The 23,054-nt window shown below is 49.1% G+C and carries 25 protein-coding genes; all 25 read right to left on the bottom strand.

The window, feature by feature from the left end; translation table 11 throughout:
- Positions 1 to 5: 5 nt before the first annotated feature.
- Complete coding sequence (locus ACJJI3_RS01550; RefSeq protein WP_444941254.1) at positions 6 to 5,030, bottom strand: hypothetical protein; 5,025 nt, start codon at positions 5,028 to 5,030, stop codon at positions 6 to 8.
- A gap of 1 nt (position 5,031) precedes the next feature.
- The gene (locus tag ACJJI3_RS01545) at positions 5,032 to 5,412 is read right to left on the bottom strand and encodes a hypothetical protein (protein ID WP_444941253.1); all 381 of its coding nucleotides are present in this window, start codon (positions 5,410 to 5,412) and stop codon (positions 5,032 to 5,034) included.
- 5 nt (positions 5,413 to 5,417) lie between these two features.
- Positions 5,418 to 8,042, bottom strand: coding sequence for a tape measure protein (locus tag ACJJI3_RS01540; protein WP_444941252.1), 2,625 nt, complete (start codon positions 8,040 to 8,042; stop codon positions 5,418 to 5,420).
- Positions 8,032 to 8,199: a phage tail assembly chaperone gene (locus ACJJI3_RS01535; RefSeq protein ID WP_444942534.1), complete on the bottom strand. Its 168-nt coding sequence runs from the start codon at positions 8,197 to 8,199 to the stop codon at positions 8,032 to 8,034. The genes ACJJI3_RS01540 and ACJJI3_RS01535 overlap by 11 nt, the downstream gene beginning before the upstream one ends.
- 38 nt (positions 8,200 to 8,237) lie before the next feature.
- A complete protein-coding gene (locus ACJJI3_RS01530; protein WP_444941251.1) occupies positions 8,238 to 8,720 on the bottom strand; it encodes a phage tail assembly chaperone in 483 nt (160 codons plus the stop codon).
- Complete coding sequence (locus tag ACJJI3_RS01525) at positions 8,720 to 9,631, bottom strand: phage tail tube protein (RefSeq protein WP_444941250.1); 912 nt, start codon at positions 9,629 to 9,631, stop codon at positions 8,720 to 8,722. The genes ACJJI3_RS01530 and ACJJI3_RS01525 overlap by 1 nt, the downstream gene beginning before the upstream one ends.
- Positions 9,632 to 9,643: 12 nt before the next feature.
- A complete protein-coding gene (locus ACJJI3_RS01520) occupies positions 9,644 to 10,048 on the bottom strand; it encodes a phage tail terminator-like protein (RefSeq protein WP_444941249.1) in 405 nt (134 codons plus the stop codon).
- A 3-nt stretch (positions 10,049 to 10,051) separates the two neighbouring features.
- On the bottom strand, positions 10,052 to 10,432 hold the full coding sequence (locus tag ACJJI3_RS01515; protein ID WP_444941248.1) for a hypothetical protein: 381 nt from the start codon (positions 10,430 to 10,432) through the stop codon (positions 10,052 to 10,054).
- Entirely contained in the window at positions 10,429 to 10,809 is a 381-nt protein-coding gene (locus tag ACJJI3_RS01510) for a hypothetical protein (RefSeq protein ID WP_444941247.1), read from the bottom strand. The genes ACJJI3_RS01515 and ACJJI3_RS01510 overlap by 4 nt, the downstream gene beginning before the upstream one ends.
- Positions 10,810 to 10,812: 3 nt before the next feature.
- Complete coding sequence (locus ACJJI3_RS01505; protein WP_444941246.1) at positions 10,813 to 11,331, bottom strand: DnaT-like ssDNA-binding protein; 519 nt, start codon at positions 11,329 to 11,331, stop codon at positions 10,813 to 10,815.
- Positions 11,332 to 11,339: 8 nt separating this feature from the next.
- The gene (locus tag ACJJI3_RS01500; RefSeq protein ID WP_444941245.1) at positions 11,340 to 11,480 is read right to left on the bottom strand and encodes a hypothetical protein; all 141 of its coding nucleotides are present in this window, start codon (positions 11,478 to 11,480) and stop codon (positions 11,340 to 11,342) included.
- A 46-nt stretch (positions 11,481 to 11,526) separates the two neighbouring features.
- The gene (locus ACJJI3_RS01495) at positions 11,527 to 12,492 is read right to left on the bottom strand and encodes a major capsid protein (RefSeq protein WP_444941244.1); all 966 of its coding nucleotides are present in this window, start codon (positions 12,490 to 12,492) and stop codon (positions 11,527 to 11,529) included.
- A 12-nt stretch (positions 12,493 to 12,504) separates the two neighbouring features.
- Complete coding sequence (locus ACJJI3_RS01490; RefSeq protein WP_444941243.1) at positions 12,505 to 13,179, bottom strand: hypothetical protein; 675 nt, start codon at positions 13,177 to 13,179, stop codon at positions 12,505 to 12,507.
- An 87-nt stretch (positions 13,180 to 13,266) separates the two neighbouring features.
- Positions 13,267 to 14,331, bottom strand: a complete 1,065-nt coding sequence (locus tag ACJJI3_RS01485) for a minor capsid protein (protein WP_444941242.1) — start codon at positions 14,329 to 14,331, stop codon at positions 13,267 to 13,269.
- Positions 14,324 to 15,745 (bottom strand): DUF4055 domain-containing protein, encoded by a 1,422-nt coding sequence (locus ACJJI3_RS01480; protein WP_444941241.1) that lies wholly within the window; start codon positions 15,743 to 15,745, stop codon positions 14,324 to 14,326. The genes ACJJI3_RS01485 and ACJJI3_RS01480 overlap by 8 nt, the downstream gene beginning before the upstream one ends.
- The gene (locus ACJJI3_RS01475; RefSeq protein WP_444941240.1) at positions 15,745 to 17,046 is read right to left on the bottom strand and encodes a terminase large subunit domain-containing protein; all 1,302 of its coding nucleotides are present in this window, start codon (positions 17,044 to 17,046) and stop codon (positions 15,745 to 15,747) included. Before ACJJI3_RS01475 ends, ACJJI3_RS01480 begins: the two co-directional genes overlap by 1 nt.
- Positions 17,030 to 17,488, bottom strand: coding sequence for a hypothetical protein (locus ACJJI3_RS01470; protein WP_444941239.1), 459 nt, complete (start codon positions 17,486 to 17,488; stop codon positions 17,030 to 17,032). Before ACJJI3_RS01470 ends, ACJJI3_RS01475 begins: the two co-directional genes overlap by 17 nt.
- A complete protein-coding gene (locus ACJJI3_RS01465; RefSeq protein ID WP_252472118.1) occupies positions 17,488 to 17,751 on the bottom strand; it encodes a hypothetical protein in 264 nt (87 codons plus the stop codon). The genes ACJJI3_RS01470 and ACJJI3_RS01465 overlap by 1 nt, the downstream gene beginning before the upstream one ends.
- A complete protein-coding gene (locus ACJJI3_RS01460) occupies positions 17,748 to 18,116 on the bottom strand; it encodes a 3TM-type holin (protein ID WP_444941238.1) in 369 nt (122 codons plus the stop codon). The genes ACJJI3_RS01465 and ACJJI3_RS01460 overlap by 4 nt, the downstream gene beginning before the upstream one ends.
- Positions 18,116 to 18,493 (bottom strand): D-Ala-D-Ala carboxypeptidase family metallohydrolase, encoded by a 378-nt coding sequence (locus tag ACJJI3_RS01455; RefSeq protein ID WP_444941237.1) that lies wholly within the window; start codon positions 18,491 to 18,493, stop codon positions 18,116 to 18,118. Before ACJJI3_RS01455 ends, ACJJI3_RS01460 begins: the two co-directional genes overlap by 1 nt.
- 395 nt (positions 18,494 to 18,888) lie before the next feature.
- Positions 18,889 to 19,377, bottom strand: a complete 489-nt coding sequence (gene lepB / locus ACJJI3_RS01450) for a signal peptidase I (protein ID WP_444941236.1) — start codon at positions 19,375 to 19,377, stop codon at positions 18,889 to 18,891.
- A 307-nt stretch (positions 19,378 to 19,684) separates the two neighbouring features.
- Positions 19,685 to 20,902: a hypothetical protein gene (locus ACJJI3_RS01445; protein ID WP_444941235.1), complete on the bottom strand. Its 1,218-nt coding sequence runs from the start codon at positions 20,900 to 20,902 to the stop codon at positions 19,685 to 19,687.
- Between the two features lie 27 nt (positions 20,903 to 20,929).
- Complete coding sequence (locus tag ACJJI3_RS01440; RefSeq protein ID WP_444941234.1) at positions 20,930 to 21,994, bottom strand: nucleoid-associated protein; 1,065 nt, start codon at positions 21,992 to 21,994, stop codon at positions 20,930 to 20,932.
- Between the two features lie 211 nt (positions 21,995 to 22,205).
- A complete protein-coding gene (locus ACJJI3_RS01435) occupies positions 22,206 to 22,841 on the bottom strand; it encodes a hypothetical protein (RefSeq protein WP_444941233.1) in 636 nt (211 codons plus the stop codon).
- Entirely contained in the window at positions 22,838 to 23,053 is a 216-nt protein-coding gene (locus tag ACJJI3_RS01430) for a hypothetical protein (protein WP_444941232.1), read from the bottom strand. The genes ACJJI3_RS01435 and ACJJI3_RS01430 overlap by 4 nt, the downstream gene beginning before the upstream one ends.
- Position 23,054 lies beyond the last annotated feature (1 nt).

Genomic DNA, 23,054 nt, shown 5'->3' with positions numbered 1-23,054 from the left:
CTCCTTTATGGCTTGATAACACCGTTATGGGTTGCAATAGTCAACTCAGGCATGCGCCCTGCGAAAAACATGCGGTTGCCGAAGTCAGGCTTTAGTACTCGCCTCACACCAATTCTGTGGAGCTGTGAGATCATAGATATTTTTGGGGAGCCCTCGCACAGTACATAAGCAGGTTTATCTAGCATGTCAGGGGTATATGCGATTGATCCATCTGGTAGGTCCATTGGGGTGGACTTTGACTGCCATATCTCGGCACCTTCAGGTGTGTGCAGGCTGTAGCACTCCTCCTCCCCTTCACTCATTGCGCGGAGTGGAAATTCTCCGCGCTCGCCGGTTCGAACATCAATACAGTCAACTAAATCGCCTAGTTGCAGATCTCGCACAAAACGGCCATCTGGCAACACTGTGTCATAGTCAACACAGTACGGTAGATCGGGGATTGTGGTATCCCCGCCATCGGCCGGAGTGGTGATAGCCCCTACTTGCCGTCGATCGTCACCGGCTGATAGTTGCCAAATTTCAGTGGTTGCGTAGTAGGTGACACCGCCGCCCGTATAGAAAGGGTCATCCACGTAAACGTAATATCTTGTCGAGAAATTTAGCCCGGTGATAGAACCAGAATTATAACTGCGGGCAAACCGTCCATATTGGATCGTGTGTGCCGCTATAGATATCTTTGCCGAAGAACCATTATCCGAAGCTGACAACACATCACTACTAGTCGGTAAGCTAGCAATGGAGCTGATATTTTGTGGTAACTCCAGTTGGTTCTGAACGATCTTTCTGATTTTGAGGTTATGGACGAATGCCGAGCCGGTTTGTCCTTCATCGGCATTGATCTGGATATACCCTTTCGCCATTGCCCAACCAGCAGGGACAATTATCAAGGCTTCTACAAATCCATAGCCCTGGTTAGGGGTTCGCGAGATAAACCCACCCTTCAACCAAACTCGATTAGTGCTGATGGCAATACCGGTTCCAAACTCGGAAATGTCGGAATAATGTAAACCAATATTGACATTCCCTCCGGTGCTCGAGCCCGTGTAAATATCGGCGGAGATATAGAAGCGGTCACCTTCCTTTACAGGAAACCAATATCTCGCATAGCTGCCACGGTCGGAAACCTTTAAAACTTTCATCCCCTCGGGGAGGTAAGAGTAATCTGCGGTATTAGTAAAAACCTCCCCTTTGCTCCAGTACAGCTCATCATCGGAGAAATCACCTTGGACCAAGTTATCGCCGGAGGCGAGTTTCGCGATCTTATCACCTGTCGCCTCAGCCACGACTATGGCCTGATCGGCAACAGCCCTCAGCAGTGCACTCTTTGCACTACCTACTGCCGTCCAGCGAGTATTCCAAGTCCCTCGCGCAATCGGTGTGGTATTTTCTAAATCATCCCAAGGTGGGTCCAAGTCTTCTAGATAGCTGGTCAGTAAATTGAGATTAGCGATATAGTTATTTTTTTCAGTAGTAATACTAAACCTGTCTGCTTGAGCCTCGATATCCGCTTGCTCCGCTATCAGTTCATTGTATTTGCGAATCTCCCCCACCTTTTCAGAGGGATGCAACTTACCATCCGCGGATATATCGAGAGTCTCTTGCAGAGCAATAACTGCATCTGCCTGGGCTTCTTCTGCGGCCTTTTGGGCATTGGCAGCGGCATCATCCGCCGTCTCGACTCTTTGCCTGAGTACGGCGACAAACTTATCCAATAGCGCTTGGCGCGCTTGATACACATTCTGCCAATTTATATCCCAAATTGTCCGGCTAATGCTGGTGCTCGCAGCCGCATCATCCCAAGCAGGGTCTAGTCCCTCCAGGTAACTGGTTAGTGTATCGATTAGATCGCTGTAGTTGGTTTTTTCAGTGGTAATTCCGAGTGCTGTCGCCTGGCTTTCGATGCCTGCCTGCTCTTGGGTTATCTGCAAATATTCGCGCACTACACGAAACTTTTCGTTAGCATGTAGCTTTCCGTCAGCGCCGATGTTTTGAAGCTCCCCTAAAGCCTGGTCGGCATAGGCCTGGGCTTCTGCCGCCGCATCCAGTGCCGCTTGAATATCTGGGTCGAGTGCTGGGTCTTGGTGATCGGGATAAGGTAGCCTGGATTTGGGCACAAACATCAGGCGCACAGCATTAGTACCTAAGCATGCACCCCCTTCCCCCGCTCGGCCAGGGCTATCAGGACTTACTCCATAACAAGCAATAATTTTGCTATTGGTCAGCACCGGCATTGGGTTTTGTGTGCCGTCTACCAGCAGCAGAATCCCACCTGGCGCACCGCCGCCCCCACTGCCACCGGGCTCACCTGGCTGGGTTTGGGTTCCGCTACCTGGTGCGCCGTCACCACCAGAATTTTCAATTACGCCGCTAACACCAATGGCGATACCTCGCGCAATAACGGAAACCCCTGCACCACCCCCTCCTCCAGAGCCACCAAAGCCACTGAGTTCATAGCTTGCATCGTTCCGCAGGTAGAAAAATGAATTCCCACCTCTGGCCCCACCACTACCACGTAGGTCGTCTGGAATCCCTAGTAGCTCACCACCGGCATTTTCGATGCTCAGTTGTGGCATCACGGCATTTCTACCTGTGACCACTTCTCCGCGTGCTGCCTCGGCAATACGGTTTGAGTGTTGGCTTTGTCCGGACAGTATGCCGGAGCCACCACGACAGGAACCCAAAAAGCCAACGCCGTAGTTGCTGGGTATACCCTGAAGCGTACCTTCGATTTGTAAAACTCCGCGTACACGTAGCTCTACATTGTCGCTAACTGATAGCGTTTGCCCGGCCGGGATTGTTAGGTCACCCAGGTGGTAGAAAATTTCCCGGCTATCGGGATTGCCTGTGAGCGTGCCATCTGCGATTAAGAAGCCACTACCGTCGATGCTGAGGCCAGCATCCGTCATTGCAGTGCCCTCAGCCTCATACCACTCATCAGGAAGCTCTGCGTTTGTACTTTCGAGTTGATCCGCAATCATTCCGGCTGGCTGATAGCTGCTGAACAGGTCCACGGTGACGCTACCGCTCACCTGATCGACGCTGATGCGCTGTATCTCCATAGCTCTGTCGAGGCTGTATTCATCCAATCCTAGCGTCGGCAAGAAGCGGATATAGTCCACCTCATAGCTATAGTCTGCACTGTGATCGTGGCCAATATCGAAGCGAACCAATTCTATTTGGCCCTCGGTCCAGTCGCTGTTGCCTGACAGGTCCAAGACCAACTCTTGCCACTCATTTTGAGCCGCGTTCAGTCGGTCGATAAAGTCCAGCATTTCGTCGGCGCCGGCTGACAGATAACCAGAGCCACCAGACAACCTGAAAAACAATTTACTCCCTGTGCCGGGCGCAATGGGTTCGTCACTAGTACGGCGCACCCGTATTTTGATAAACGGTAAATCATCACCTGAAAATGTGGGGGAGAAGGTGCGACTAATCCACGGGTTTTCATCGCTCACAGTTACATTAAAAGTCCCTCTGTCGGTATCGGCAGTAACAGAACCAGAAGGCACACCCCAACCTTCATCGCCACTGGAGAAGCTGAAATCGTAAGCCCTGCCGCCGTTGATAGAGTGTTCTCTGACCTGCGGTAGACTTACCCGCACTATGTCCCCTACTTCAAGATCGTTGTTGCTGGGCAATAGGCCAAGGCGCAAACTTAGAGGTGGACCTGCTGATCTATCCCGCAATGCGTCGAACGTGTTTTTGATTGTGGTATAGGTATGTCGAGAGTTGTGCAGGCCACGAAACTTAAGTGTGTGCGACTTAGCCTCACCATGAACAGCTATCGAGTCCGCATCGACGAGATTATTGGAACGCAGAAACTTTCCATCGAAGCCCGGCTGTTCAAACCAACTCCACTGAATAGAAAATGCGTTGCGTACCCCGGCCAAGTTGTATTTCAATTCGCCAAGTTTAGCCACGTCATCAGGGCCAATCGTCGCTACTGTGCCGGCTTCTGCTAGCACACCGGCCATCCGACGAAAGCCGAGCTGACCCTCCGCATTAACGGGCATGTAGGCGCCGAGGAGCAGGTTAATCTCGGTTTCTATAAACTTCTTACCATCGGTTTTCTCAAGACCATCGAAACGTAGGATTTTGCCTTTGGTGTGATCGCCGGGCTTATACCAGTCCGAGCCAATGTTTTCGAACTCATCAAGGACCGCATAGTTTGGGGCAATTCCTAAATGCCAATTACTTGGCAGCACATCATCAGTGCCGAGAATCACCCCCGTGAGCAATGCGTAAGCTAACTGCGGGCCGGGGCCCTCCAAATAGACAAACTCCTCTACCTCCACCCCATTCTCTTCGTCACTATCCTCTGGCAACGTATGGTCGCGGGCATAGGTGCCGAAGCAACCCCGCGAGCATTCGGTAAAGCTGGTATCGGTTTTCCCGGTTGCCCGTACAATTTCAAAACCATCCTGGTATTTAATTTTCAGGTAGTAGACTGATTGATTCGGCGCGTCACCATAAGCCGAGGTGTGCGGGTTTGGTTCAAAGCTGCTTGCATCATAAACCTGTAGCGTATCGTCAGATTTAGAGAAGTCTGCAGCCAGGCGCGTAGCATTGAGCGTGAAGATATCCGTGCGCAACTCTCGCTGAATATCTCGACATCTCACTTTATAGACACCTTCCGCGTAGGAGAGAGAATCTTCTGCGGTCTGGGTTTGCTCTAATCTGAAATCACTCCAATCGAGCCCGGCAAACCCTTGATACAGGCGAACGGTGCGGCCCTTAATGCCGTTACCCTGCTCTAATTCATCGCGTAATGCGTAAGACAATTGGCCGGCGACATCCACCACTTCAAAATTAATTGCCCCAATTTCGGCGCGTCCCTGCTCTGGCAATAGTCGCTGACTGGTAGCACTGCATTTCTTTAAAACCCCGAGAATCGCATTAACAGGAAGGCCCGGAATATCAGTATGACTAGTGATATACAGAGGAAGGTCATAACCGATTTCGATCACTAGGCGCAGCTCACGCTGTGAAGCTCGGTTATGTATATCGAATATTTCTGAATTGTTATGCACGCTAAGCCTCTATCGCCGTAAATGACACGTAGTGATCGAGTGGTCCATGCCTTCGCTCGCGAAAGGAGTTTCTTTTAAGCCGGAATGAGGAGTTAGCTTTTCCTCCCGGAATATCTGAGGTATCGAGTTCAAATATCTCGCCATTAGTGCAGCTCGCTTCGAATTCACGCCAGTATTGAAGCTGCTCGTCGGAGAAGGGGGATATGGTTATTTGCCACTCGATATCGCGCCGGAATAGAACGCTCTCAGTGTTTCCAGATAGCGATGTATGCTCTTTGCCAACACTCTTTGGGGCTCGATCACATCTAGTAACTGAAAAGGTGATAGACCCAAGTGAGCCTCCCACCAAATCTCTCGTCGGGGTGTAATTAACATTTGGCATAATTTTTAGGCTGCTAGTTCTTGGGCTTGGCGGGAGTTGGAATCAATAAACACTACGTCCTGCTCATTGATTAACTCTTTGATCTGCTCTAAAACTCGTTCGGCGTTATCACCGTTCACATCACCGGCAATATTGAAAACCACTTGGGTTCCCGCTTGTTGCTCAGCGCTAGTTGATGTCGGGTCACTTGTGGCTAGCGGTGTGGATGGCGAGGTCAAACCACCAGCAGGAGCCGAAGTTGAGACTCCACCACCGACACTGCCAGCAGAGGCGCTACCACTTGAGAAGCTCGCGCTCTGAATCTGAGATATTTGCGCAGCACCCGCTGCTGCCATTGCGATAGCTGCGGGAATGCCCCAGGGGTATCCGCCGGAGTTGTTGTAAGACTCGATGATCGCCGAAGGCAAAGTAGCAACAGCTTTAGCCAGGCTTAGGGATTTCTGGATTTTGAACAGTTTTTCACTGTTGGTAGAGGAAATCCCAAGCATCATATCGAATGCGCTTGAGAGCGATTTCCAGCGGTTTTTATTACTGATATCGTCTAGCTTCTCGCGCTGTTTAGCGTGCTTCGCCTCCAGCGCGGTAAGGTTTCTCTGATACTCCCCTTCCAAGGCCAGACTTGCTTGCCGAGATTCTTCCTCTGTTGCCCTGACAGCTTCGAGATGCTCGGCCAGAATTTCCCGCTTCGAGATATACCCTTGGTCGAGGGTTTCCATCTCCTCATCTTGGCGGAGAAGTAATATCTCTCTTTCACTCAACCAAGACTCTCTTAAGCCCTGAAGGCGAGCGTCGATCTCCTCATTAAATTGATCCTGATTTCGCTGTAGAAGCTCTTCCCGTTTTGCAGGGTCTTGAACATTTTCTTCAATGATTCGATTGCGGCGCCGGTAGCTCTCGGTGAGAGCTTCCTCCTCCGATAGAAGGCTTTGGCGTAGGTTCTCGACAGTATCCAGGCGGCTCTGAGCTACACGCTCGAAGTGCTCTTGCAGAGCCTGCTCTAGGGCTGGAAGGTCGTCTTGGATATCGGCAGAGTTTGCGCCAGGGTTTCCACTTACAGCTCCTAGAGACAGCGGCTCACCGCCATCAGTAAGTGATTTAGGTTTGCCAAGTTCTGATATTCTCCGATCGACATTAATCAGTTCCTGATTTAATGAATCAATCTCATCAGTGAGGTCTTTCACTCGCGAATCTTGACTACCCAAGGGGGCTTGGAAACCAAAGCGTGTGCCTGGCTTGACTCCTCCATCCCTCAGGAGGTCACGCGCTTTCGTCAGTTCTTCTAGCTCTTTTTTGATATCGTCGCGCTTGGCTAGAGCATCCTCCTCCCGGTTAATTCTCTGGGCTTCGGTAAGTCCATGCCAACTTTCAGCTAGCTCATCTATTTTTCCCTTGAGGCTTTCCGCCTTCTCTTCTGTTGTCGGCTGCGCAGCATTCCAGGCAATCAAAGAAGTCACAGCTAATGTAATCACCCCAACGGGACCACCGAGGAAGGCGAAAGCGGTACGCAATCCTGCAGCTGCCACCGTGGCCGCCTTAGTTGCTACAGTAGTCCGGCTAATTACCTGACCCAGTGAATTGGTTTGAATCGTGGTTTTGTAGGTGGCCGCATTTAGCAGGCCCATTTGGGTAACTTGCTTACCAATAGCGCCAGCAAACTTTCCGGCTAGAATTGCAGCAACAGCGGTAAATGCGAATTCCATACCATTAGCAACATCACGCACGGCATCCGCATCAGTTGAAAAATCAATGAGCACTTGAGCGAGACTAGAAATTGATCCAGCGACCGACTCTGATGCACCAGACACACCATCTAACTGACCAATCGTGGCGGTGATACCGGAATTCAGCTGCTCCAGGCTTTGCCCCATTGATGTGCTGAGCTTTAATGCCTCGGCATCGATATCAGTAGCCGCAGCCTGAAACGCTTCAACTAATGTCCTTGCACTTAACTCCCCTTCCCCAGCCATATCCCTCAGCTTACCCGCAGCGGAACCGGCAGCATCACTGGTTAGGTTGAGGTGGTCTATCAAGGCTTGTTGCAGCCTTGGGGCGTTCTCCATTACTGAGTTGAACTCATCCCCACGGAGAACCCCAGAAGCAAGGCCCTGTGCCAGCTGGCGTAAAGCTCCAGCGCTTTCTTGTGCTGAAGCTCCAGATACGAGCATGGCTTGGCTAATGGTCTTGGTGACCGCGAGAATATCTTCCTGGCCATCAAACAGTTCACCAGCCGATTGCGCCAAACGCTGATACAGAACTGCAGTGGAATCTAAAGAGCCACGAGTCTCGAAAGCAATTTCTACGAGGCTCTGCTGGACATCTACCAATTCCTGAGAGGTATCAGTCACTAGCCTTAAACGGTTAGTGAGATTGGTCCAGGTGTCTGTGTACTGAACAATCTCCCGAATGGATAAAGCAGCACCGACAGCCGCGAGAGCACCGGCTAGCAAGTTACTACTCGTGGCCATGGTCTGAATGCGACCGGTTGCTTTATCGCTGCTGCGCCCAAGGCTTTCTACAGTTCGCTCAGCTTTTGAACCGGATCGCTCCATAGCATCCAGCTTACGCCGCGCAGCGTCCGGTCCCTCAGCTTCCACACGGATGCCTAGGCGAGCAATTTGATCAATCGGCATTTTGAATAGCCCAGAAATTAATATCGAGCGCACGAATCACGGAGACCTCCCACGCGGACACATCGCGGCGTGTAAGATGGCTCCAGTTATGAATCTCGGTGAAAGTTAGGGGTTCGGTTCCGCGAATTTCGCGGTAATAGCAGAGGAGGTAATCCAGTCCTTCTGGAGGCTGTTGTGTCTTCAGTTCGGCAGGCGTTATGCCGGTTGTTTCTTCGACTTGCTGGAGCTGCTGGCGGAGCGTTTCTTTACACCCTTTCGGGACTTTGTCGAGTTTGTACTGACAGCAAGCCCAGTCGATGAAGGCTTGCTGCCGCTGGCGAAAAAAAGCGCGCGATTGCTAGAAGCCCTGTCAATTTGGTCGAGCAATTGCGGGGCCTCGCGCAACAACTCCTTCAATGCTGAATCCGTAAACTCATCTTCCAGGGACCACCCAACAACCAGCGCCGCAGCTGCTTTATTTTTAGCCTCGCGCACCAACTCGAAACGTGCCAACTTGTCCTCCTCCAGGTTGGCCGCAGCTAAATCCCGTTGCAGTTCTGACTGAGCCATTTGGAACGCATCTGAGTCGACACTGAGGATTTCCAAGTAATGCTCTGTGGCTTTGCTATCAGGAGTGTACAGTGGGAATTTCACCCCCTTGTTACCTTTTTCCCGCGTATAAAAATCACTGGCTTTCATTAGGCTGTTATCCTTTCAATCGTTAAATTGGTTCCTTCGGTGGGGTCGTAGGTAGCCTGGAATGGAAGAGGCAATATGATTGCGCCCTCACCAGAAACATCTACCTTACCGCCCGTATACTTAATGCGCGGTAGTGTGAAAACATAGGTATTTCCCGCAGCATCGACGAGACTGAATTTCAGGCTAGAGGCTTCTTGGTTTAAGAATTTCTCGAGCAGAGTTGAGTTTTTGAAGTAAACAGACATCTGGCCGCTAACATTCGAGCGCCCTACGCCAGGCTCATCTGTGGTCTCACTGCCGATAACCCACCGAGGTTCCAGGTTATTATTCAGGCTGAAGGTTATCTCGGTCGCTACTGCGAGATCAGTAGAGCCTTCCTGAACTACGCCTCTAAACGACTTAAACACTTCTGAAGTTGTTGCAGCGGTATAGGTCGAGCCTGGCAGCGATGAAACTCCAAGGGTCAAATCCTTACTTAAGACGGTGAGACTACCAGTCACACGCGCCCGTGGAGCTATCGAAAGGTTCAAAGCATTAATTTCACACCCACGGTAGCGGTGATACGCCTTATCAGTGATATCTCCAAATCTCCGCTCTATCGTGAAGCTCCGCCGAGTTTTCCCGGTAGTTAATTTGTCATTTTCCCAAGTGCCCATAGTGACCGCTTCGAGGAAGTCATCGAAAGAGCCGTAGGAAAAGTTGATATTGATATCGCCGCCGAGATTTTTGCCCGTGCAATCGTAGTCAACGATTTGCCGGTCATCGCGCAGCTCCTCGTCGATTGACCCCTCTATATCCTGACCGAGAGTGGTCCCTTTATTTCTGATCGCCTTGAACGAAGGTGAGCCCGGTGTTACTCCATAAGTGGACTCTGCCGTATAGGCCATTGAGTGTTGGCTACCGTCTGCCATTTTTATCTGCTCCTAGCGTAGAGTTGATGCGGCCCAGGCCACACTTATATCGAGTTGATACCAACCACCCTCTACTCTTCCAGGTGAGATGGTTGAAGATTGAATAGTTACGATTTGCCCGGAATACTCAGGGGTTGAGCCCGCCTTAAAATGTGTGAGAATTTGGTCTGCGAGAGTCAAGGCATCTCCACGCCCCTTCCCCACCGGGTAGAAAATACTGACCTGAAATATTCCTTCCCATTCATCCCAACCAATATCGCCGACCGTGTCCTGGTGACTATCGGCTGGAAGGTTGTAGACGGTGGCGTAAGGAGTCCCGGTATTTGGTTCAAACCCGTCATTCTCATAACCAGTAGGCAAGCCGAACCCACCCGATACATAGTGCTGTACCAGGGCCGAATAGATTTTGCTGTACATGTGTTATCTGGTTATTCGTCGAATAATTGATTTGATACGGAGGACGTTGCGGCGAACCATACCCGCAGGGGCCTGTTTAGAGTGACCGTATTCGAGAGGCTGGATATACGGCAGGTTATTAATTAAATAATTCACTTTGTCCAACCCCCTAACATTCTGAATCACCTCTGCCTGAGACTCAGTACCTGAACGGTCCAATCGCAAACTTGAGCTCTGGGCAGGAGTGCCGACAGTCGTCTGCCAGTTTCCGCGAGCCCGGCCAGTATCAACCGGTGTATCGCGGATAACGGAGTTAAACAGTTCGATATTGGTCGCTCGATAAACTCTGTCAGCCTCTGCCAAAGCATCCTCATTGAACTGTTTTAAACTCGCTGAGAATTTCATTTGCGCACCTGACAGAAGTAAACTAGTGGAGTGCCAGCCGGATTAACCTCTTTAATATTGACCACTTGCCACTTTGCCCCATTGATTTCAGCATGAGTGGTGAGAGTTGGAGCCCATTCGAGCCCAGCCGCTGCAATAGTGAGTTTTTTATCACCTCGCTGAACACTTTTACCCTCTGCGTACATCAGACCAGATTCTTTGAGGTTGTAGTCTTGCAGGATTACCCGAACAGTTTGGCTTACTGGCGTATCGCCTGAGCGTTTTCCTGCAACCGGGTCATCAACACCTTGAATGACATCGTGTAGCGTTTGCTCAGAACCAAAGCGCGCAATAAGCCGCAAGGCCGTAGCGGCCATACGGTTATAGAAGTCGCTCATAGATTATGTCCGGACTAGAAAAAGTCCGTTGTTTTTCAGAAGTGGAGCAAGCAGAGCATCCGCTTTGGCAAATGCAGGGGTGAACTGTTGTTGAGTGGGTGCCGCATACGTGACATCAATAGCACCTTCAACGCGCTCTTTGGTTATCGGCCCTGTGTCGGTTGGTAACCGGTTGGGCTGAAGGTCATTCTCTCTCGCCTCAATTGCCAGGGCCAACTGCGCGTACACCAATTCACGCGGAATCTCATTGCTTGGGAAAAGTGCATCCGGATAGGAAATTCCCCAGGCATCAGCCCGGGGCCACTGTAAGGGCTGGCCTTGCGTTGAAATGTACCCCTTGTACCGATCTCGCTTGCCTTCCAAGAAATCCATAGCCCTGATAAGAAGCGGCTCGCACTGCTCATCCGATAGTGCAGACAGGTCTACCCCACGGGCACCCGCATAGTCGCGCAAGTCCTGCACGCTGGCATAGCTGTTGGCACTCGAATTAGAGCCGGTGCCGTCTTCTATCGTCAGGGCCATGGTGTCGCCTACTTATCGCCTTTAGGGGCTTCTGCCTTTTTAGGCTCAGGGTCAAATCGTGCATCAACGATTTTAAAACCCTGTTCGCGCAACTTCTTTTTCTCTTCCCGTGAGATGGGATGTTTTACATATTTAATTTTAGCGGACATGCTATCACCTGCTTGTCATGCACTGGCGGCCAAAGCCGCCAATAATTTACTTAGTGGAATCACCAACCGCGATAACGCCGGCAGTGTGTTTATCTGAGGTCATCACCTTGTCCCAGTTGGCACCGGTAGCCAGGTCGGCATCGGTGGGAGACTTACCGCCATTGCCCTCATCCCAGGTGTAACCCTTCAGTCCCAATCCAAAGGTGTAGTCGACCTGCATAGTGGTTTCGATACGCTCCTTACCGTTGGAGGTCTGGATATTCGAAATCAGGTCGCCACCGTCATGCACAACAGCGGCGCTATCCACCAGCCCCAAAACCTTTTGCTTATTTGGGCTACCTGACTCAAAGAGTGCCGGTGCGTCGGTAACAATTACTGCTTTACCGAGGATATCCACTACATTGACGTTTTGAGCTTCAAACAAACGGGTGGCATTGGTAAGGTTCTGGCCAATCAGCTTGTGCATTACTTCCCCGGTCATCACATTGGCAATCAGACTTCCGGAGTGGTCACCAAACTTAGCGTGAGCACTATTGAGAGCGGTATAGCTGATACCCGCAGTTGCAGACACATCATTGACCACCGAGGTGTTGTTTTCGATGGCTGCCACCAGCGCAGCAATTGCAGTGAAAAGCTGGTCCTGCAAAAGTGCTTCGGCAAAGTTGCGGGACGCAACCTCTACACCCTCTGCAGTAGGTTTGTTTAACCAGGTCATTTGGCCCGGTTCAAACAGGATGGGACCAAACCCACCGGCCACTTTTACAGAGCTGCGCTTGAGTTGGGTCAGGTCAGTCGGAGCTTGGCTACCGTTGGCTCCATATCGATTCACCCGACGCTGTGCTCCGTGAATGGCAGCAAAGAATGACTCTTGCAAGAAGTCACCCTCGAAACCCTCCGTGGTCAATCGGATAGCCCCATTAGAGGCCGCGTTAAACTTCTGCACCATTACCGCCAATGTTTCGATTGTGGCAGGCATGATGTACTTATTAAAAACTTCCATATGCGAAAGCATGGCTATTTACCTTTAGCTGTTTAAATCAGGGAATTTGGCCGAGATGGCCGCTGTGCGCTCCGACCGAGAGCCGCCCATGTTTCCGGTTGCAGCCCCGCCACCACCTTGGCCACCTCCACCAGCACCACCACCAGAAGCTTTGCTACCAAGAATCACCGGGGCGAATGCGGGATTGTTGGCAAATTCAGTTTTAAGATCGTCCAGGCTTGCCGCTGAGGGCTTACCTTGGCCATCTTTAACCACCGTTACGAACTGACCGTCACGTTGCTCAGCAGCCAAGCGGGCCTTGATATGGGGAACCAAGATATCGGCGCTCCCTTGAACCGCTATCTCGTTGGCCATGGACACAGCAACGTTATCCACGGTCATTGTGGTAATGCTGCCGTTCAAGGTGTCGATTTGTCCTTGCAGTTCAGCCTCACGATTGGCTAGCTTTTCCTTCCAAGAGTTTTCAAGAGCTTCTACATCCCCATTCTTGCGGGCAGCCTCTTCCGCTGCATCCTTAGCCTTTTTGGCTTCGGCCCTTTTCTCTTCCAACAAGGAGGCAACCTGTGCTTTTAATTCAGCCACTCCCTCCCCTTGCGGGATGCCATCAACTTTCAGCTTGTATCCATCGCCATCCTTCTCATACATCGCGGCGACGGCCTCATCTAAACCCTCCAGGGTTTTGAGCCTGTATTTCAGCATGGTGTCTCCTGAGACATTTCGCCGGGATTTCCGGCAGATATAAAAAAGGCCCGCCGAAGCGAGCCTGTTAATTAATTTGAGTGGTAGCTAGAGCCCTGCTCGCTCAAATGCGATGGGCTCTTTCAGTTTCATTTCTGCCAGAGTGAGAGGTTTGAAGTTACGCCCCAGATTCAAAGCTGCAAATCGTTCTGCCGATAGCCCCCCGTTAAGGAGGAGCTTTGCCCGAGTTGGACCAATAGCATCTTGTATGAAGCTCAATGGCTGCTTTTGTAGCCACTGGTAATAAGTCAGGCCAGCATCGACATAACCATCCTTGCTAGCCCTAGTAGCCCCTTCACTTAGTGCCTGATACTTTTCCTTCAGGACCGCAATAACTGTGCTGCGGCAGCGTATGTGAACCGGTGGGCGCGGCCCCTTATCGAGGGGAAAAACTTCATTATCCAGGCTTCGGCATTGAATCGATGTACGGCTATCCAAAGTCGAAACCCAGCGCAGCCCCTCAAGTAAATCTGAGTTATTCTGCAGCGTCTCCATCCGCGCCGTGGTGGCCGTGTGGGCAATCGCTGTTCGAACTAGCGCATCGGCATTACGCTGGGTTATCGCCAGAATCCCGTCGCGGTATTTATTCGCCTTGGACCCCCGAATGTTACGAATAATCTGATGAGTAGTTTGCCCCTCGAAGAAACCCTGCCGGATTGCCCCGGTAACCCGCTTTCTCTCGCTGCTAGTCCAATCCTTGATAAATGGCTCAATCAACTGCCCGCCATCGGGACCACGTACAGAGAGTGGAGTGGACAGAACAGCCGCGCGAACTTGAGCCGGTGCAGGAATTACAGTCTCTACCCCGGCAATCAATGCAGCCTGCAGGTTTCGGACCTCAAATTCCGATTCATACTCGGCTAGGTCCAGCAGGTGGCCAGCAAGCTGGTCGTAATACTTGCTGAATATCTCGGATAGATCGCTATCAACAACGGAAAGCAACCGCTCCAGCCTTGCCCGGGAGAACTCAGTTAAATCGTGGCTTGATAGGCGTTGCTTTATGGAGCGGTCTATCTGCTGCAGGAATGCCGCAAACTGATTTACCTCTCCAGACTTTAATCGCTCCAGGTAGACAGCATGGCGAGTGCTTGAGGTGGCGAGAGCTTCACTCATCGTTTAACCCCGGCTCAGGCTCCTCGCTATCCAACTCTTCGCGAATTAGCTCGTCAGTCTTCTCAGCATTAATAACGCCATGCTTCCGCAGGTTCGCCCAGAGGTCAGAACTCGGTAAGCGACCAGATTGCCAGGCCTGCACCAGGGCGATAAGCATCTGCGCATCAAGATTGGATTCAGCAAAGTCCTGATTGAGTTTGTACTCGGTATCAGCCTGTACACTCTGGAACTGGGCCACCCATTGAATAGCCTGGGTGAAAGCCTCGCTGACGTTCTCGGCGACTAGGGATAGAACAGAGTGCTCTGATTCGTTTTCGGCTTGGGCTTCAGTGGCCGTCTTTACTGCTGAACCCCGCTCAATCAATCGAGCACCCAAGGCAACCATTTGTTTTTCTTTCTGGTCCATTGCTTCTTTGACCAGGGTATTAGGTTCAACTTGAGCAAATCCAAAGGCTCCGCCATCGGGGAGCAAAATTGGAGAGCGGGAACCAATATAAATGCCCTGCTTCTCCATATGGTCACGCCAGTTCTCAGTCAATCCTGAAATCCAAGGCTGAGCCTGACCGACGAAAAACGCTGAATCCTCATAGTCTGCTGAGTTGCGGTAATGAGCTTTGTTGAGGTTTGCCAGGTCTAACAATGGTGACCGATCGATACTCGAATCATTGTTCTCGGCACCAACAAAGGTAAACGGGATAATGTCCCAGGCCTTCCCTACTCCATCTAACGGTGTGTAAGTATCGTGAATAACCCAGGTGCCAGTGTTTCCACTGCGCCATATCTCCACTGTGTAGCGACCATCAATCAGCTTGAGTGCGCGGTACTGAGTTTTCTCCTCTATGCCAAAACCATCTGAGGTGGTTTCTTCATAGCTCTCACGGATAACAACCAGCCCCAGCCGGTGAACACCGCCAACCTTGATGGTCCGCCAATTGATAATCTGATTCGCGGAATAGCTCACTATCGATGCGCGTAGTAGGCCGGCTTGCTGTTCAGCCTTAGAGGTTTGCCCCTCTGTTTTTGGATAATCCACCAGTAGGCCGCGCCGGCCAGACTTAAGCACCGCAGCAACAACAGACTGAGACTGTTGATAAATGCTTACCCCATTGCCATTAGCATCTGAAGTCAGGTATTCCAGACCTGCCGGGATATCTACCGTAGGCGCTCGGCGAAATACGGCACCAACCAGGCCCTGCAATGTGCGACCGGTTGCGTTATAGAAAACTGCCCTGTCTGTGTACTGCTGATAACGAGCTCTATTTGCTTCACTCTGGTCTTTTGGGTTGGGCATGGGCAGGTAGGTAGTGCCCTTAGCCTTAATAACCCGCTCACCCGCACAGATATCATCAACCAGAGTCCAGTCTGGCAGCGCCTTGGCGAAGTCGTCGCGCTGATAGGTAACGTCATTTGCCATTAGTAGGCCATTCCCATGTTGATGGTTAATGCTGGTTTGATAAGTGGGTAATCGTGATGGATAAAATAACCACCAGCGTCTGGAGCATGGTCGAGGCCGCCGCTTTTGTCCGGCTCGCCATTTTCTGCCCAGGGTTGCTGCTCGAGACAATCGGAATAACCCGGGCACTTATCTGTATTCACGAGATATCGACGCTCACCCTTGGCATTGCAGAACATCGCGTTCATTGCATTGACCCGGTCTTTCACCGGGGGATTGGCTTTCGGAGCGTGTACCGAAAACCCAGCATTTCTTAGCAAGGCTAAATCCGTGGTGCTGGCGTTCACAGACTTGCGAGAATCACCAGAGGCATCCGGGTAAATACGAACCTCGCAAGACTTGCGATAGTCCCCGTCTCGGTATTCCCAGTATCGCTCTTTGATTCTCCGAATCATGTCCGGGGTATCGTAACCATCAAGAATTTCATCAACAGCCCGGGGTTTACTCTCTCGCTTCACATGAGTAATTGCCGCCATCTTCCCGACATTGAAGTCCATGCCGATGAATAAAGGCTCACCGGGTATCACTGAGTCATTGCAGTGGTTTAGCTTACGGTCGAACTGGTGATAGACCGTTCCGGTCAGTAGGTTTACAAACTGACCATTGAGATATGCCCGGATAAGCTCGGGCGTATAGGCCTCAAGCATTGAATCGATATAGTCATCAGGCAAGTTCGACTCATTGTCGAAGGTCGAGGCCTGAATTAACCCGTATCGCTCGCGAAGCTTTGGTTTATCCCGAAGTGCCTTTACGAACTGGCGGTAGACAAACTTAAACCCTTCCGGAGTGGTCGTTACATCGATGCCATTTTTGACACCGTGGACCTTGTAGCGCATGCGCGCCATGATTTTCCGCCAAGCCTGCTCTGCTTTCTTCTCAGCAAGCAAGTCCAGCTCATCAACCAGAGCGTGGCCGATTTTGAATCCAACAATATTAGCCGGGTCATCTATCGACCGGCAGATTACAGAGCCTCGATAACGACTACCGCTGTATACCTCAACTTCGTGGTCACCTCGCTTGACCTTAACCCGCAGCCCCATAGTCTCAGCAACTTCGCCGATTGTGGGGTAGTAAATATCCCTAATTAGTGGATAGGTTGGAGCAAAGTAGCCCTGATTAATCTTGGGATGCTCGTAGAAGTGGGCCAGCTGTCCTGAACAGCCAACCCAGGTTTTCCCAGACCCAAACCCCGCGACATAGGCCCTGTACTTGTGCGGTAAATTAAGAAACCGACTTTGCGGAACATTAAGTGCCGCTCTCACTTCCCTCCCGCGTTCTTGCATCCTTGACCTCGAATACGACTTTTGTCGGTGGTATGTCGGCACCGCCACCGGCTGGGTCAGGGTTTCGTTGCCATTTTTCTCTTTGCCGGTTATGAAGCCAGGCTAGACACGCTGTAGTGTCTGGTGGGTAGTGTTCGGTGTACCCCTGAACAATAGGACTGCCGTTGTGCTGCATGATCTTTACAGCTTCATGGCTGTAGCCGCAGGCTCTTCGGTAAAGACTCTCGACCACGTTGGCATCAGCTAAAGTTTTGCCCTTTTTTATGGACTCAAAAAATTCGGGATGCTTATTCTTCCAATTGTTGATTGTTTGCTCTGTTACCTCAAAAAATTCGCCTAACTCTTTGTCTGTAAGTCCAAGTTTGCAAAGCTTTTCGGCCTGCTCCGCAAACTCTTGTCTATAGCTGGTCAGCCTTGCCACTATTCCCCCCGCTCTATCAACCGCTCCAGCTTGCTATCAATACGCTGGAGCCGGGTTCTGATTTCGTCTTTGAATTCAGCTATGTGTTTTTGCTCCAGGGCGCGCATAGCTGATTCGTGCTTAATTGCTTGTGCGTTCTCCCCTACCCGTTTTTCTACATCTGAGCCCCAGGTAAATAAGCCAGCAGCTAAAAGTATGATGCTAGCTATCTGAGTGATAGAGATGCTTTTGCTGAGGTGCCAGTGTTCTGTTTGTTGGGTCATGATTGCTTCCAAGCCTTCATCGCTTTCTCAGCGCTGCGCCCCACGACATAACCACCGAGGCCGATTTTTACTATCTCCAGCAGGGCCAGGGTTTGCTCCTCGCTCAGATTTGGAGCTGTCCAGCCTAGCCAATGAAATACAATCAACCCGACGAACGTGAGCATTGTTACTGGCCGCCAGTTTCTCTGTAGCCATGACTCCCCCGAGGCTTCTGCCGTGATTACCTGGGTTGCCGCTTTTAGCTCTTCCAGATCCATTGAAATCAGCTGAGAATCAACCTGAGCTTTTAGGCGGTTGGCTTCTGTCTTATCTGGGAATGCTTTGTCTATGACCTTGCCGAGTAGATTTGATATGGCTGAAATCATTAGTAACTCCACACTGTGGGGCGGGTGCGCTCACCGGGTATTGATTCAAGGTCATCCAGGTGGAGGAATCGCCTTTTGAATGACCCCTTCTGCTTTACTCCTATGCCGGTAAACCCTTCCTCTTGGGCGATTTGAATTAACCGATAGGCTCGACCCAAGGCCACTTGAACATCAACAGCCTGCCCGGTGGCGTGGGTCATGGTGGCATTCAGTCGAGCGTTGTGTGCTGGGCAGCGGTAACCGGAATTGATGACCATTGGCTTGCCGAAGCGCTCTCTAACTCTAATCAGGCGCTTTAACGTTTCATCTTTAAAATGATTTTTGCCACAACAACGACAGGCCAACTCCGACTCTTTGAAGTAGTCGTTTTGGAACATAGGAGTCTCAAATTTCAGGCATAAAAAAACCGGCTTGGGGGCCGGCTTAAGAAAGGATGGTCGCTGCATGAAAACCAAAGCAGCTGTGAACATACTACTCTCGGGCACAAATACTGTCAATATATACAGCTGTATATATATACAGTTACACTAATTTGTGCGCCATTCAGTCAATCTGGCACAAAAAAGCCCACATTGAGCGGGCTTTAGGGCGTTTCGCTAGGAATCTGCATATTTATCCCAGCATGGGGTTTTTATACAGTTCTGACACAGAGAAAGTCAAGGGTTTTCAACTTTCCAACATGGTGGATGTACATTGCCAGCTTTCTGAAAACCTAGCGTTCAAAGAAGGACCTTCATGATTAGGTTAACTCTACACCCCTATATCTGAAACTTTACTCGACTATCTTTGTGACTTTCCCAACAATGTGTGTTTTTGAAATAGTACCGAAATTTCTACTATCAAGACTATTGTATCGGTTATCACCCATCAAATAATAACTATCGGACTTAATACGGCTTGGACCTACATCACTGAAAACTGAAGGGCGAGCATTCTCATAATAGGCGTAATCTTCTTTTAATTCGGAGCCATCGATATACACACGCTCTCCCTTTATCTCAATCGTTTCCCCAGGCAACCCCACAACCCTCATAATTATGAAAGTTGTTTCATAATACAGTGGTGTAAAAACTACAATATCTCCTCTCGCAACCTCTGCATCGATGTATGCCTTATCGTCAACTATTACGCTCGACCCGACCGGAATTGCGGGGACCATGCTTTCCGTTAACGCTTTGTACTTATCACCCCAAGATAAGGCATCGCTAGATGCTGCTCCAAGCATTATCGTTAAAACTAGAAAGATCATTTTGTATTTCATGATTCGCCCATATGAGGAGTTAACATTTATATAGTGGTTACCCTAATCACTATTATCCTGATTGCTGGCTGGGAAGCAATTCGTCTGCATTACCCTCTGCCAACTCATATTAATAGCCTGACTTGTAGTCTGCATCACGCTTACGCTAAACCTGACATTATAGCCATGCAGTGGTAGCCGGGATTCATAATCATTGGCCTACCATAACGCCCCCTGACTTCAATCAAAGGACGGGCATAAAAAAGCCTGCATAAGGCAGGCTTCGGGGGGAATGGAAAATCTACGCGGTTATCACAGTATAGGGTTTTTATACAGTTCTAATAGAGAAAAAGTCAAGGGCTTTTACAATTAACCATAATACATATGCTCCAAGACCACCACATATGAGAACCTCAGAAAATAAATTAAAAATCGACGAATTATATAAAAGCAACGCCGTACTACCAACCACTGAGGCGGCAACAATAAAACTCACAACACTTAAAAATCTGTATTGTGCAGTGTACCTTTGCTGGATCTGACCATAGTGTAAAGATAGCTGACTAACAACTAGCTGATGTTTATCTTTGATATTTGCCCACTGAGAATCTACCTCTAACTTAATTGCCTCAAGATTACTTCTCTGATTTCTAATTAATAGAGACATAAGTAAAGCGAAAACAATGGACCCAAGCCAAATAGATACATTTTTCAATGTGACATCACTTGACATCTTCATCTGACCACCAACTAAAACCAATGCCACAGGAATTGCAAGTAGTTGATTCTGAATACTCGAGAAGACCGTATTTAGTTTAATTGTAAATTCAAATTTTTCATGCTCAATTTGAGCTTTAACCTTATCAAAAGAAAACTCTGAAACATACAGCTGGTAACTAGAATGAATCCTCTCTAAAAATTCAGAAAATCTGCCTACCAACGATGCTAAATTGAAACGATCAATTTCATTACTTTTGAGCATCTCAAAAAGGACACTCTTTATAATGGTTATTTTTTGGTCCTTATGTATCTCAGCGTTTACAAACTCAGATACAAAACCAGCCAAACCAACCAAAGGCTTTAAGTCGCATTGTTGATATTTAAGAACGAGCTCTAATTTTTCACCATGGAGAAAAATTGCTTTTGGAATAGAAGGCACATCGTGATCAGCCAAGCTAAGAAAGCATCTTGCCAGCAAAGACACATCCAGGTAACCTCGTATAAATTCAGGTAGTTCTGGACACACCCCTTCATACAAATAATCCTCATCAGCCAAATAAAATCTGGCTGGAGGGTTGAGCTTCCTTTTAGATGCCTGTAGAAGTTCGTTGATGCTTAAAGCAAAAACTTCATTTGGCTCCGAAGGCAGATGGAAATCAACCTTGTACGCTTCATCATGACTACTAAAAAGTAACCCAGCACTATCAAGCTCACTCTTAAAATTTAAAAATCGGTCCGCCGGCAAAATACCAGATACTTGGCGAGAAACTATTTCCTTATCAGATAAGCACTTAAATACGTCTATTGCAAGCTTTAACCTATCCATAACAAGAATCTATTTACATTCCTATGTTTACAACGCAACTTCTTCCTGCGTTTCTTCCTGCTCTTCTTCCTGAACCTCCTGCAGGCTTCTAATTTCGGTAATTAAGTCCTCTGGTGGCTCCTTCAACAAAATTGCTTGAAGCTCAGAATCGTACGCAACCTGTTCAGAGTAAAGCTCCGCCACATCAAACCCTAGGCTAATTGTTCTAAATTTTCTACGTAAGCGTTGAAGTCGTCTATAACTTGCAGGGTGAGGTGAAAATGTCTCATTCACCCCATAGTTACCCTCCCTTACAAAATTAACAAAAGATTCTGGGTTTTGGTCATCAAAATATGCCGACAAGGATGTTAAGTTCGCAGGCTCCCCTGATACCTTTTTATCTTTAAGGTAATCATACACAGCAGAACGAACTACTTGCTTCCTTCCAGCATCATACTTCTGACTTTCACAATAATCACCCATAGCTCGTAAGGTTGCATCTGTATTGAACTTTGCATCTGTATACTCTAGACAGGAGAGCGCGCTTCTAAAATATCTTGATGATTCAGCATCTGATCCAGAACCTCTTTTTATAAAAGATAAATAAGGCTGCTCATCATTCACCCACTTTTGAATGTCAATTCTAGCCGCTTCCCGAAGATTAGTAACATCAAAGGAGAGTGAATCATTCAAGTCAAGCGTACTCTCATCAAGCCCCACACCTTCCTTTAATTTTAGAACGGCAATTAAGAGCCACTCTCGACCCTGACGTGTATACCTTATGAACACTGGATAACTTGTTGTAGCAAACCGTTGCCCAGACATAGCTTCAGCAATAAGAGAAATTGTTTTTTCAGATAAATCTACGAAACTCTCATCATCACCATTAAATTCTGACAGAAACCTAGGAAAACGATGTTGGGCAAAATCCTTACCCAACATTCCATACCCATTACTTAGGCTTCCATACAGCTTTAATATGTCAAGACCTAACTTATTCAACCGCTCATCAACGGGCAAAAGCTTATCTCTAGATTTAACCTGAACACAATCAGGACCATGAGTATCTTTTTCTTTAATTACGGCATGAATTATTGAGTGTAAAATATCCAATTCCCGGTCCTCATCCCCAAAATATTACTTACAAATCCATTTTACTCTTTATAAATGTTTTAAATAAGTATGTATAGAACGTATATACTGCTTATGCAGAAACCGACTAAAAAGCAACCAAAATACCAAAAAGAAGCAAGCTTGCGCTTCTATTGAAAAATTCTTTGGTAATTTCTTTTCACATCTAGCACTAGTGTTCAGTAATAAAATATTACATATTGTCGCAAACAATAATTTCACTTACACACCTGAGCGCACGAAAAGGAAGAGGGTCAATTAACCTTTCCAGTCGAACCCATACTCTGCGCCAATCTCCATCCCACCGCACCTTATTGCAATCCAATAATCGTCGCGCCTGCCGAAGATCAATTCTCCTCCCCGTCACATCACGAATTACGAATGAGTGAATACAAAATAGGGCCAGCTGCCCAACCTTCAAAGGATCATGCGACTCACCCCAGGTTCTGAAACGTTCCATCATATAGCTGAGTAGATAAGCCCGTTCCTTATACCGATTCCCAGGCGGCGCATAGGCAGCCATACCCCAGCAGTAAGCAAGCTCATCAGTTTCTCTCAGCTTTGCAATAGCATGCTGCACCAACCCCTTTTCACAAGCATCCATTATTCGCCCGCTACTGCCCTTCCCTACTCTGGTTTCAGTTGCATAAACAGTCTGACCTGCCAAACGTGCAGTAACTTTTCCATTCTCATCCCGAATTTCATCAACATAATGCTTCGGCCCCCGGCTCCGTACCGTCTGCCCACCGAGCATTGCCGCATAATCAGATTGCTGAGTGGCCGTATCGAACGCATCATGCCAAGCCTGTCGAGCTGAGTGAAAATTCATTGATTCACCTTGAAGATTTTCTGGAATATCTTTGATGTGGGCTCTCTGTCTCGATACCTGGCCTTGCCTGTGTCTTGCCAGCGCAGGTAATCACTGCAAGCGAGCTCTTCTACTGCACACCTGTCCCTTTGCTTACACGCATCGCACGGAGATGGCTCGAACAAGGCACTCTGCTGGTTGCGAGTTAGTTCTGTATTTCCCCAGCTAGGCATT

The organism is Microbulbifer maximicatervae (SeqCode) (genome assembly GCF_052466985.1).
The sequence above is the reverse complement of the archived record's forward strand: the minus strand, read 5'-3'. Positions and strand labels throughout refer to the sequence as shown.

Coding starts and splice junctions, on each gene's coding strand:
- ACJJI3_RS01530 (WP_444941251.1), bottom strand. CDS start 8,720: ATGAAAGCCAGTGATTTTTATACGCGGGAAAAAGGTAACAAGGGGGTG.
- ACJJI3_RS01515 (WP_444941248.1), bottom strand. CDS start 10,432: ATGAAATTCTCAGCGAGTTTAAAACAGTTCAATGAGGATGCTTTGGCA.
- lepB (WP_444941236.1), bottom strand. CDS start 19,377: ATGAAATACAAAATGATCTTTCTAGTTTTAACGATAATGCTTGGAGCA.
- ACJJI3_RS01545 (WP_444941253.1), bottom strand. CDS start 5,412: ATGCCAAATGTTAATTACACCCCGACGAGAGATTTGGTGGGAGGCTCA.
- ACJJI3_RS01520 (WP_444941249.1), bottom strand. CDS start 10,048: ATGTACAGCAAAATCTATTCGGCCCTGGTACAGCACTATGTATCGGGT.
- ACJJI3_RS01500 (WP_444941245.1), bottom strand. CDS start 11,480: ATGTCCGCTAAAATTAAATATGTAAAACATCCCATCTCACGGGAAGAG.
- ACJJI3_RS01430 (WP_444941232.1), bottom strand. CDS start 23,053: ATGCCTAGCTGGGGAAATACAGAACTAACTCGCAACCAGCAGAGTGCC.
- ACJJI3_RS01485 (WP_444941242.1), bottom strand. CDS start 14,331: ATGAGTGAAGCTCTCGCCACCTCAAGCACTCGCCATGCTGTCTACCTG.
- ACJJI3_RS01480 (WP_444941241.1), bottom strand. CDS start 15,745: ATGGCAAATGACGTTACCTATCAGCGCGACGACTTCGCCAAGGCGCTG.
- ACJJI3_RS01510 (WP_444941247.1), bottom strand. CDS start 10,809: ATGAGCGACTTCTATAACCGTATGGCCGCTACGGCCTTGCGGCTTATT.
- ACJJI3_RS01505 (WP_444941246.1), bottom strand. CDS start 11,331: ATGGCCCTGACGATAGAAGACGGCACCGGCTCTAATTCGAGTGCCAAC.
- ACJJI3_RS01465 (WP_252472118.1), bottom strand. CDS start 17,751: ATGACCCAACAAACAGAACACTGGCACCTCAGCAAAAGCATCTCTATC.
- ACJJI3_RS01435 (WP_444941233.1), bottom strand. CDS start 22,841: ATGAATTTTCACTCAGCTCGACAGGCTTGGCATGATGCGTTCGATACG.
- ACJJI3_RS01540 (WP_444941252.1), bottom strand. CDS start 8,042: ATGCCGATTGATCAAATTGCTCGCCTAGGCATCCGTGTGGAAGCTGAG.
- ACJJI3_RS01490 (WP_444941243.1), bottom strand. CDS start 13,179: ATGCTGAAATACAGGCTCAAAACCCTGGAGGGTTTAGATGAGGCCGTC.
- ACJJI3_RS01525 (WP_444941250.1), bottom strand. CDS start 9,631: ATGGCAGACGGTAGCCAACACTCAATGGCCTATACGGCAGAGTCCACT.
- ACJJI3_RS01445 (WP_444941235.1), bottom strand. CDS start 20,902: ATGGATAGGTTAAAGCTTGCAATAGACGTATTTAAGTGCTTATCTGAT.
- ACJJI3_RS01455 (WP_444941237.1), bottom strand. CDS start 18,493: ATGTTCCAAAACGACTACTTCAAAGAGTCGGAGTTGGCCTGTCGTTGT.
- ACJJI3_RS01495 (WP_444941244.1), bottom strand. CDS start 12,492: ATGCTTTCGCATATGGAAGTTTTTAATAAGTACATCATGCCTGCCACA.
- ACJJI3_RS01460 (WP_444941238.1), bottom strand. CDS start 18,116: ATGATTTCAGCCATATCAAATCTACTCGGCAAGGTCATAGACAAAGCA.